Consider the following 10,268-nt stretch of genomic DNA (forward strand, 5'->3'; position numbering starts at 1 on the left):
ATCTATTTTGGGCTATTCATATTCTTGGCAGCCTTGGTGGCTGCTCTATACGGGCTCGAGCGCGTTCGCAGGAGCGATCCGAAACGTGCACTGTTCACCCTCTCGATCCTGATTTACATAATGCTGATGAACCTTCTCGAGACAATCTGGTTTGTACCGTTTGATCCGCTTTGGATCGTCTTCTTGGTACTTGTCGCCGCGACGGCGTGTCATTCCGAAGCCGCGTTTCCCAAACCCTCTTTCGTGCTGCAGGCCCGAATCCGCCACCATCGCTACCCCCATTCCTTGGTGCGGCCGTTTGCCTGAGGTCAAGAGCCGCCGGCATCCCAAAAGGGCGCGATCTGCTTTCAGGTTCATTCGGCGGCGGGATGAAGCGGTCGGGCTATAGAAAATCGACTTCCCCGATCTCGTCGACAAAACCCTGATAATACCGTATTCCGAAAATGCCGCTGTAAGCAGCGACTTCGATTGGCGAAAGCCCAAGCAGACCTGCAATTCCTGCAAGGCCTCTCATACCGGCCTGGGCCCCGGCGGATACGAACGGGCGGTTCAGACAAGATTTTATGAGCTGCCGTAGCGGCAGTCTCCGCGCCGAAAACTCTTGCCGGATCACCGAAAGAAGCCACGCTTGATTGCGATCTCGGGCGAAGACGGCATCATTTCGCCCGTAGGCATAGGCGGCGTCCGACCAGGATCGGAAGCTCCGCTCGGCGTAATGCCATCCGATCGCAGACGCATTGAACACGAACTCGACACCGCGCTCGGCAAGCCGGTAAGCCAATTCCACATCCTCTGCGCGCCGAAAAGTCTCGTCGAAGCCTCCCGCAGCAAGGAGGACGTCGCGCCGGATCGATGCGTTGCCCGTATAGAACTGCCTCGGTGTTGCATTCCAATCGCCGCGTTGCATGGCGGAATACTGCTTCACAAGCATCTCCTGCTCCCAGTTGACCCATGGGGAAAGCTTGAATTCAGCAGGAGTCAGCAAGGGACCGATGACCGCAATATCGCGCGGTGAGTTGCGATGGGATTGGACGTGCTCTGTCAAAAGTGTAGGTATCGGAATAACGTCATCGTCGATGAAGACGATCAACGCACCCTGCGCTGCCGTAATGCCGCTGTTGCGTGCGGCAGCCGGCCCCCGGTTCGGTTGATACATCGGCTTCAGTTGCGCCAGATCCGACTGAGAAGCCAAGTACTCATTCGTGCCGTCACTCGATCCGTCGGAGACGACGATGACCTCGTAAGAACGAGCAGCAAAGTCCTGCCGACTGACCGCGCCGAGAACGCGCTTCAGGCGATCCAGTCGGTTGAATGTCGGAATGACGATACTAATGTCCGGGCGGGGCATAGCTCAACACGCTGTCAGTTGCGCCAGTTGGCTTTCGCCAGTGCACCCGCGACAGATCGAGAGCAGCCGGCCATTCGTTGACGTCAACATGCATCGACCAAGATTGTGGTTGCAGCGGCGGGTGCGGCATGGGGCGCTTGAACGCGAGCCACAATCTACCTGCACATGGCTTGAGCTGTCGACGGGCGCAGATGAATTGATCTGCGGGAGGTTGATGGGTTCGGCACTCATCCACGGCTTTGGTCGTCCGGCCCGTCCGCGCCGCCGATCCCGTGCCTGGTCGAAACCGTAGACATTCATCGCACGAGGATCGCAACTCCGCGACGGTCTGTCGATTTTGTCCGGCTGCCAATGTCTCTAGCCCGATCAGCCGTGTTGAGCCGATCGGGCTAGGAGAAAATCCGATTGGATCCCAACCTAGCGACTGAGAGCTCGGATCGAATCTCGCGTCGAGACGATATCTCCAGCGACCCCTGAGATCGTCGAACTGATCGCTTGGGTATGGAAGAGGAACTTCTCGAGTTCGACGCTGTCCGAGTTGGCGATATAGAGCGCGTCTTTGTGGCGCATCTTGAAGCGCCGTGCGAGAAAGAACACCGACGGATCTCGCGCATTCAGTCTGTAGATCGTCGGTACGCTTTCATCCCAGAAATTATGCACGTCTACGCCCATGCGCTCCAGCGCCTCTCGCGGTTCCGTACGATAAACGAACACTTCGGCATTGGCCCTCGTGTCCGCCAAACCGCCGGCTTTGGCGAGCGCCTCGACCAGCGTGATCGTCTGGTCATCGAATGTGAAGTAGCCTGTGACACCCTGCGTCTGCCCGCTGACGCCGAAGGCGCCAAAGGCGAGGAATTTTTGCTGCTCTCTATACAAGTAGAGAATATCGCCGGGAGCGACGAAAATGTTTTCTCGCGGATAACGGACGAGCGTCGGAAAATAGACGGTGGAACTGTGCCCATTGCGAACCAGCGTGACGAATAGCTCATGATCTGGCACGCGTGCTCCACCACCACGCGCGATCAGATCCAAGACGCGCTCGTTCCCGCGCAGAGGTACTTTACTCGAAGTCTGGCCAACGAGTGTGACCGACGATGCGACCTGCTCCCCAACGGTCAGGATGACCTGCGGCTCGATGGCGCGATTGGAGAGTTTGCTCTGGATCAGCTTTGCGGCCTGCTCGCTCGTTTGTCCTGCAACTCGGACGCTGCCGGCATAGGGAACGGCAATCGTTCCGCTTTGGCTCACGGTCTGCAAAGGCAGCGTCACGAAGTTGCCGGGCCTCAGGCTGCTCTCACCTGGAGCAAACAGTCCGCCGGCCGACGACTCGAAAATTGTGACCTGGACGCTATCGCCAGGCCCGAGATTCATGACGGAGCTGCCGCGATTGCGATTTCCGAAGCTGGAGAAGAACGATCCCGGCCCGATCTCCGGAATTTGATCGATAATGTCGCTCGTAATGTCGACGAGAACGTAGCGTTGACGCACATGCCGTGGGCTCAGGCTCAGGGTCGATACCGCATGATCTTCGATGGCATGATGAGAGGGTCCGCCAACCGGCAGATTGGTGCAGCCCGACAGTGTCAAGAGAACCAGCGGCCATGCCACGAGCGCGGAAGTGTTTCGCAAGTCGGATCTCCCGAGGTAGATACGCTTACGTACTGCTCACAACGCGACAGCTTTCCTATATGGTGATTCTCCGGATGCGACCGTGGCTCGACTGCAACACTAGCGCAGAACCTCTCTGGGCCGGCATGGCGGGTCCCTTGCCGTGCATCGGTGACCCACCGATCCGAGGGCATCGCCCGGGCCGTCGTAGGCTCGGCGGACGTAGCCACGCGGATGGCACTGTCTTCCGCTATGGGCGTCGGCGCCGGTTAAGGGGGCGCAATCGTCTTGCACCGCGTCAACGGTCGCGATATTCTGAAACTAAATCATCGATAGATCGTGTGGGGCGTGCAAAGCAGTACTGAACACATACGTTCTTTGGATTTATGCCGGGGGCTGGCGGCTCTAGTCATATTATTTTACCATATTTGGTTTTTGTTTTCTGACGGAGGCGCATTGCTTTCGAGTGGTTATTTATGCGTTGATTTCTTTTTTCTGTTGAGCGGCTTCGTAATTGCCAACAGCTACGAGGAGAGGCTGCAGGCCGGACTTGGCTTTGCCAGGTTCTTTGCGATACGCATGGCTCGCATATGGCCGCTTGTAGCGTTCTCGACTCTTTTGGCGCTCATCTTTCAATTTCCGAGATGGCATCGGGAGCTCGGGACTATCGATGGCCCGGGATTGGCAATAACGGTACTGTTCAATGGTTTCTCGCTCCCGAGTCCGACGAGTCCAAATCAAATTTTATTTCCACTGAATGGTGCGGCGTGGTCGATTTTCTTCGAGTTGGCCGTCAATTTTCTCTACGCATGGTTGGTGCCGCTGTTGAGCAGAGGCGTGTTGATCGGGTTGATCGTCATGAGTGGCATTGCCCTGGCACTGACCGGGCTAATGCACAACACGCTGGATATCGGCTGGGGGACGACGAACTTCGTTTTCGGTTTTCCGCGAGTCGCGTTCTCCTTCTTCCTGGGCGTTCTTTTGTATAGAGCGTTGCGGGGAGGACCTCGCGCACCGGGCACGTTCTCGCCCTGGGTGCTGGGATTGTCGTTGCTTGTCGTTCTTGCGACGCTGAGCGCTCCAGCTTCTCTCTTGGCAGGCGCCAAGGGGCTCTACGACTTCGCCATCGTTGCTGTTGCTCTGCCGGCGCTGTTGGTTGTCGCCGTCGGCACGCGTTACCGCTCGTGGGGCAACACCGTCGCCTGGCTGCTCGGGGGCACGTCTTATTCCGTCTATCTTCTGCAAACGCCGCTGGTCATCGGCTTCTCAGGCATACCCCAAGTCCTGTTCGGCACTAAAATAGCCGCCTACACGCCGTGGGCCGGAATTCTCTTCATCGCGCTCTTCCTACCCCTGACGTATGTGGTATGGCGCTATTTCGAGCGGCCGGCGCAAAGCTGGCTGCTGGCGAAGACGATTGGGCGCCAATCCGATCAAACCTACGTGTTGGGAGTGCCTAAACAGTGATGCTTCCGGGAGTGCCGGGCGACCAGGAGGCGGCGGTCCGAATAGGGCAACGTGACCAGGTTGAGCTGCTGCGTCGATCATCGATCCGCCGGCTGTGCGAGAAGATCGTTGTCATCTGGCTGGCAATCGTGGGATTTGCAGCATCCACCGACGGATGGACAGGCGCTTGCGCCAAGGAGGCAGCCCGGTCGGGCTCGCAGGGCGCTGCCGTCCAGGTAGAATCGCCTCTAAGCCTCAAGTTTGGATTGGCAATCGGGCCGAATGGGCCGATCCCCGCCATCGTCGTCGACCAGTTTGGCTATGCGCCGTCCGCAATCAAAATAGCCATCGCCCGCGACCCGCAGGTCGGTTACGACGCCTTCACGCACTTCACCCCCAGCAGAGAACTCGCGTTGGTCGACGTTGCGACGGGCGAGGTCGTGAAGGCGGGCGCCGCTCTGCCATGGAATGACGGGAGAACGGATCAGGCTTCGGGCGACCGCGCCTGGTGGTTCGAGTTTTCGACCGTGACGCGCCCGGGACGCTACGTCGTCGTGGACGCCGAGAATGGCATTCGATCGCCGGAATTCAGTATCGGAGATAATATATACGATAATGTTATCAAGCGCGCGCTGAAGATGTTTTTCTATCAGCGGGCTGGGGCCAGGAAGGCGCCGTCGTATGCGGGAGCACCGTGGGCTGATGGCGCGAGCCATATGGGCCCCGGTCAGGACCCGTTCGCGAAACCTTGGCCGGGCGCGAAGGCATCGTTCAAGCCGGCTCAATTGGCGCCGCGGGATCTCCGCGGAGGCTGGTTTGATGCCGGCGACTACAACAAATATACGAACTGGGCGGCGCGAGCGATCCTGGTCCTGCTTCAGGCCTACGAAGAAAACCCCGCCGCGTTCGACGACGAAGCAGGCATACCTGAATCGAAGAACGGCATCCCCGATATTCTGGACGAGGTCAAATGGAGCCTGGACTGGATGGCCCGGATGCAGAACCCGGATGGGTCGGTGCTATGCGTTCAGGCTCTTGCATCCGGCTCGCCTCCATCGGCAGCAAGCGGGCCAAGCTACTTTGGACCACCGACAACGTCGGCATCGCTCATGGCCGCGGCCGCCTTTGCATATGCCGCCAAGCTATACCGCGGGCTCGGGCGCGACGATTTCACGAAATACGCAGACGACATGGCGCAGCGTGCTCGGGCCGCATGGACGTGGGCAGTTGAGAACCCCTCGGTTCAGTACTGGAATAATGACGAAGCTCGCCAACCCGGCTCCGCCGGACTGGCCCACGGCCAGCAAGAGTTCGGGAAATCGGATCAAGCGCTGGCCAAGATCGAAGCTGCGGTCAACTTGTATGAGATCACTGGAGATACGGCCTTAAAACAATACGCCGAGGCGCATTATTCAGAACTGACGGGCACTGACAAATTGTCGATGTGGCAGGTCGACAGCCAGGATGCCGCCTTGAAGTTTTCCACTATCGAGGCGCTGCCGCAGGCTGTCCGGCAGGCTGCCCGCGTGCCGGTCCTGAACAGATTGGACGGGATGGCACGCGCGTTTTCGACGACGGTCCGCCGCTCCGATCCCTACCGGGCACCGATTGCGAACTATACGTGGGGCAGCAACAAGGCCAAGGCGATGCAGGCCCGGGAGTTTCAACTCGCCGCGAAATTTGCCCAGGATGACGACCTGCGTCGGGCCGCCAAGAGTGCGGCGTTGAACTATCTGCACTACATCCACGGCGCTAATCCTCTGGGTCTCGTGTACCTGACGAACATGGCGGGCGAGGGGGCGTCGCAGTCTGCCAACACGATGTTTCATCAATGGTTCGCCAAAGACACCAGGTGGGGAAAGGTGGCTCGTGGAAGGCCCGGCCCCCCACCAGGCTACCTAGTGGGGGGACCCAACGAAACCTTCAAGCTCGATTCGTGTTGCGCCGGGAACCCCTACATCGGGTGCCTTGGTGCAAGGGTTGCAGCGGTCTGCGGACAAATATACAGCCCACCCCTGGGGCAACCGCCCGCCAAGTCCTATCTCCAGTTCAACGAAGGCTGGCCCGCCAACTCCTGGGAAGTTTCGGAGCCGTCGATCGCCTATCAATCATACTATATCCGCCTGCTGGCGGCCTTTGTTCGCTGACATTCCGGAAACTGGCGGCTTGCGTTAGTGTTCGGTCCGATTTTGTTTCGAAGAAACAGATTTCAAAAGATCGAATAACCGGATGGCATTCTTTTCCGCGTCGTAACTGTTCGATACGTGTTGGACCGCCCGCGCTCCGAGTTCGATGCGCAGCTCCGGGTTGTCGAGCAGCGTCCGCAGAGTTTCCGTGAGAGCGGCAGGATCGCCCGGAGGCACCAGCAGGCCGGTACGCCTATCCTGCACGATCTCCGGAATGCCGGCCAGATTGGTCGACACCGTTGCGAGGCCCGCCGCTCCGGCCTCGGAGAGGACCATCGGAAGACAATCGCCGAACGTCGGCAGCGCAAAAATATCGCACTGATGATACAGCTCAATCAGCTCCCTGCTATTCGGCGCCATATTACTATGTACGAATATCCCCGGTTCGTTTGGCACAACCGTCTTGGTCACGAGGTGCAATTCGAGTTGAGGGCGACGCAGCGCCCGGAAAGCCTCGATCAGCAAACGCCCGCCTTTGCGTTCTAGATCGCCTCCGACAAAGAGGATCTTGATTGCTCCGTCCAGAGGAGATCGCGGCTTCGGACGAAGCCATTCGCGGACAGTGACACCCGGAGGAACGACGATGATCTTTCCCTTGTCGATGCCGTAGTCCGTAACCAGGCTGTGTTTGGTCCACTCGGCCCAGACGACAAGCCGTTTGGCGGCGCGATAGCAATCTCGATTGAGCCGCCATTTGATCGACTCGATCGACGGGGCACCCGTCCGATGCTGGTAGAATTCGCCAAGTTGATCGTACTGCATCGGCGTTGCATCGAGGGACACGATGCTCGGAATCCGCCGCAGCCAATGCTGAGCAAGCACCGCGGGAACCTGGGTATGGAAGAACAGGGCATCGAGCGTCGTCGCCCGGGCGATGTTGGACAATAGCCTGTGGGCACGGAGGCCTGCGCGAACCGACCAATTGCTGTTGTAGATGGGTATCCTTTGCGACAAGCCCTCGGCCTCGAACTCCACGAGGGCCCAATGAGCGTGGATTTCCGGATCCAGCTGCGCATGCGATTGAAGGTTCTTCGAATGAGTGAGGTGGCCCAGGGCTTGCTCGAGGACAAAGCCGATTTGATGCATCGTCATGCTGTCACCAGGAACAACGTTTCCGCAGGCGGACTGCAGCCATTTGTTTCTCGACGGTCGGAGCCTGCCGCAGTGTCATAGATCGACCCTGGCCGTGGATTGCGCGCGACCGGAGCTGATCAACTCTGCGAGCGCGCGGAAATCCTCGACCTTGACCAGTCCCAGGGTCAGAGCTGCGATCAAGAATGCAATGACGACGAAGGGAACCGAGATCCATATCGCAACTATCGGAACAATATAGGCTGCCGGGACGAGAACTGCTGCCGCGGCAACGTATGCGCGCAGGAGATGCCCCCAGATCGGAAGACCCAGCACGCCTCGGGGCAGGATGGCGATGTAGACCAGCGTCATCAATATCTCCACAGCGCAGAATGAGACCGTGATCCCCATGGCACCATTACCGATTGAGGATTGGAAATATGTGACGAGAAACCATCCCATTGCTGTGGATAATGCGACGACCGCGAACTTGGCGACCGCGATCTCGATATTCTTGCCCAATGCCAGTGCCGCATTTCCAATGAGAAAATTGAAGAAAAACAAGGGAAAGAATGGCGCAAAGACTGTCAAAAGTGTAGCAGCGGGATCGAAATGGCTCTTGCTGTAAATGATTGTAACGGCGACATCAGCAAAGCTGTAGACGCCACAGAAGCCCAGTGCGGCGACCGCGAGCAGCAGCCGGGATGACGCGGACAGGAGATTGCTCAGATCCATCGGCGAGTGAGCGACGCGGCACATGTCCGGGAACGATGCCGTTGCAAGGATCGCGGCTGGAGTAAGGAAAAGGCCAAGAATGGTGCGCGCAGCGCCGAGCCAGCCGACGACCGTCGAATTGGTCAAGATGGACACCAGCATGACGTCGAGGAACGGCTGCAGCGTAATCGAGAGGGACATGACGACGAGGGCCGAGCCAGCGGAGATCGTCTCGCGCACCGTTCCGGCCACCGGTACCGCAATCGTCAGATCGAGGCGTCGGGCCATCGCTAGTGCAAATGCGAGTCCGGCGAGGCCGCCGAGCGCGGGCATAAGCACGGCTGCTGCAACACCTCCGCCTTTGTAGAGTGCCAGAACGGTCGCGCAGACGGCCACCGATTTCATGATCAACCCCGAGACCGCATCCAGGTCCATCCGATCTCGACCACGAAAAAAGTGGAGCATCAGTTGTGCGTGCACCGCCGGTAGGGTGAAGAGGAGTGCAAGGGGCGTCAGCCAGACGATGAGAGCCGGGTAGCCGGCCGTCAATGTCAGCGCTAGCGAAGCCACGGCCGTGAGAAAAACGCCAGCCGTCCGGATCAGGGCGGCGCTGCCCAGGAAATGGGCCTCGTCGTCACGCCCGGTGGCGATTTCTCGGACGACCAGATTCGACTGTCCCCAGTCGACGATGACGCTGGCGAAGCTCATGATCGTGACGATGATATAGTAGACGCCGAAATCAGCCGGCCCCAGGGTGCGACCGAGAGCCGAGGCGAGGGCAATCCCGAGGATCGTGGACAACACCTGCGCGCCGCTCAGGAAAACGACATTGCGAGCGATCCGTTGCGTGCGCTGGGATTGATGCGATGCCGCGTGCCAAGCAGCCTTCATAAGAAATGATCTCCGCTCGCCCAACTTATCGCCCGTTCACGGTCCGGTAACCGCAAAAACCCATCGACCCGAGTCTGATGCGCGCGCTCGGCCGGCGAGGGCTTAGCCGTGCCGGGCGCCGATTGCAGCGACAAGGCCGAGTTCGGCCAAGGGCTCGCGAGATCGCCAGGACTGTAGGCTCGATACGACACGAATCAAATCGTCGAAAGGAGCATCCGGACGTTTCGACGCGGCCATCAACCCGTCGTCAATTCAGCAGCCGTGGCCACTTGCATCAAAGGAATTCAAATCGAACGGATAACGCGCGCTGGCTGACCGGCGGCCAGCGAGCGGGGAGGGATGTCTCGGGTGACAACGCTCCCGGCACCGATCACGCTGCCCCAGCCGATCGTCACCCCGCGCAGAATGATGCTGCGTGCGCAGATCCAGACGTCGTCCTCCAGTATGATGGGTGCGGAAGCTGGTCTGATGTGTCGACGCTCAGGCGCGAGTTCGTGATAATCATTATCCATGATGATCACGTGCGTACCGATGTTGCAGCGGGAGCCGATGCGAATAAGGCTGGTGGCTGCAATCGAGCAACCGTAGTTGACCAGCGAACCGGCGCCGATGTTCAAGGCGGCACCCTGCTCGACATACAACTCGAGCGTTGCCGCCGTTGAGATCAGGCGGGTGCGCTCACCTACAACCATGGTGCCGTAATTGGTGATCATGGGCCGCCCCCACAGGCGGACGCGCGGCCCCACTTCGGTTGCTTTCCGCAGGTGCCATCGCGCCCGGATCACTGCTGATACATCGCTCAAAAGCCGCTGGGGATGGGAGGCTCGCTCGGCGACGGCCGAAAGAAGCGATTGACGCTGCTCGATATCTGGAGACACGGCTGTTCTTTCTCCTTGCGCGCCAGCACCCGCCCATGTGCACGATGAGACACCGCCCCATGATCAAGCTTATGCCCGTTCGCGCGTCTTCTTCACGATCGCCGATAGACGCTTGGCATAATGATC

At 59.1% G+C, this 10,268-nt stretch carries 7 protein-coding genes and 1 pseudogene; 3 read left to right on the forward strand and 5 right to left on the reverse strand.

What is annotated here, in order from left to right:
• Positions 1 to 306: pseudogene (locus tag AB7F49_RS34860) on the forward strand (hypothetical protein); the annotation flags it as partial.
• A 76-nt stretch (positions 307 to 382) separates the two neighbouring features.
• Here the strand turns inward: AB7F49_RS34860 and AB7F49_RS34865 are convergent.
• Together AB7F49_RS34865 and AB7F49_RS34870 are read right to left on the reverse strand one after the other, a co-directional pair.
• Complete coding sequence (locus AB7F49_RS34865) at positions 383 to 1,348, reverse strand: glycosyltransferase family 2 protein (protein ID WP_428531030.1); 966 nt, start codon at positions 1,346 to 1,348, stop codon at positions 383 to 385.
• A 417-nt stretch (positions 1,349 to 1,765) separates the two neighbouring features.
• A complete protein-coding gene (locus AB7F49_RS34870) occupies positions 1,766 to 2,956 on the reverse strand; it encodes a polysaccharide biosynthesis/export family protein (RefSeq protein ID WP_428531033.1) in 1,191 nt (396 codons plus the stop codon).
• 339 nt (positions 2,957 to 3,295) lie between these two features.
• Here AB7F49_RS34870 and AB7F49_RS34875 point away from each other — a divergent pair, with 339 nt between their 5' ends.
• Positions 3,296 to 4,423 carry an acyltransferase family protein gene (locus tag AB7F49_RS34875; RefSeq protein ID WP_428531036.1) on the forward strand — a complete coding sequence of 376 codons (1,128 nt, stop codon included), beginning with the start codon at positions 3,296 to 3,298 and terminating at the stop codon, positions 4,421 to 4,423.
• Positions 4,423 to 6,549 (forward strand): glycoside hydrolase family 9 protein, encoded by a 2,127-nt coding sequence (locus AB7F49_RS34880; protein ID WP_428531039.1) that lies wholly within the window; start codon positions 4,423 to 4,425, stop codon positions 6,547 to 6,549. The genes AB7F49_RS34875 and AB7F49_RS34880 overlap by 1 nt, the downstream gene beginning before the upstream one ends.
• A gap of 24 nt (positions 6,550 to 6,573) precedes the next feature.
• Here the strand turns inward: AB7F49_RS34880 and AB7F49_RS34885 are convergent, their stop codons facing one another.
• The 3 genes from AB7F49_RS34885 to AB7F49_RS34895 form a co-directional block, all read right to left on the reverse strand.
• Positions 6,574 to 7,680 carry a glycosyltransferase family 4 protein gene (locus tag AB7F49_RS34885; RefSeq protein WP_428531042.1) on the reverse strand — a complete coding sequence of 369 codons (1,107 nt, stop codon included), beginning with the start codon at positions 7,678 to 7,680 and terminating at the stop codon, positions 6,574 to 6,576.
• Between the two features lie 75 nt (positions 7,681 to 7,755).
• Positions 7,756 to 9,264, reverse strand: a complete 1,509-nt coding sequence (locus tag AB7F49_RS34890) for an oligosaccharide flippase family protein (protein WP_428531045.1) — start codon at positions 9,262 to 9,264, stop codon at positions 7,756 to 7,758.
• A 284-nt stretch (positions 9,265 to 9,548) separates the two neighbouring features.
• A complete protein-coding gene (locus AB7F49_RS34895) occupies positions 9,549 to 9,977 on the reverse strand; it encodes an acyltransferase (RefSeq protein ID WP_428531048.1) in 429 nt (142 codons plus the stop codon).
• Between the last annotated feature and the right edge of the window lie 291 nt (positions 9,978 to 10,268).

The organism is Pseudorhodoplanes sp. (assembly GCF_050250235.1).
Classification (GTDB): Bacteria; Pseudomonadota; Alphaproteobacteria; order Rhizobiales; family Xanthobacteraceae; genus Pseudorhodoplanes.

What these genes read in the sequence shown, in the direction of transcription:
- AB7F49_RS34865 (WP_428531030.1), bottom strand. Translation starts at nt 1,348, where the DNA reads ATGCCCCGCCCGGACATTAGTATCGTCATTCCGACATTCAACCGACTG.
- AB7F49_RS34880 (WP_428531039.1), top strand. Translation starts at nt 4,423, where the DNA reads ATGCTTCCGGGAGTGCCGGGCGACCAGGAGGCGGCGGTCCGAATAGGG.
- AB7F49_RS34885 (WP_428531042.1), bottom strand. Translation starts at nt 7,680, where the DNA reads ATGACGATGCATCAAATCGGCTTTGTCCTCGAGCAAGCCCTGGGCCAC.
- AB7F49_RS34890 (WP_428531045.1), bottom strand. Translation starts at nt 9,264, where the DNA reads ATGAAGGCTGCTTGGCACGCGGCATCGCATCAATCCCAGCGCACGCAA.
- AB7F49_RS34895 (WP_428531048.1), bottom strand. Translation starts at nt 9,977, where the DNA reads ATGATCACCAATTACGGCACCATGGTTGTAGGTGAGCGCACCCGCCTG.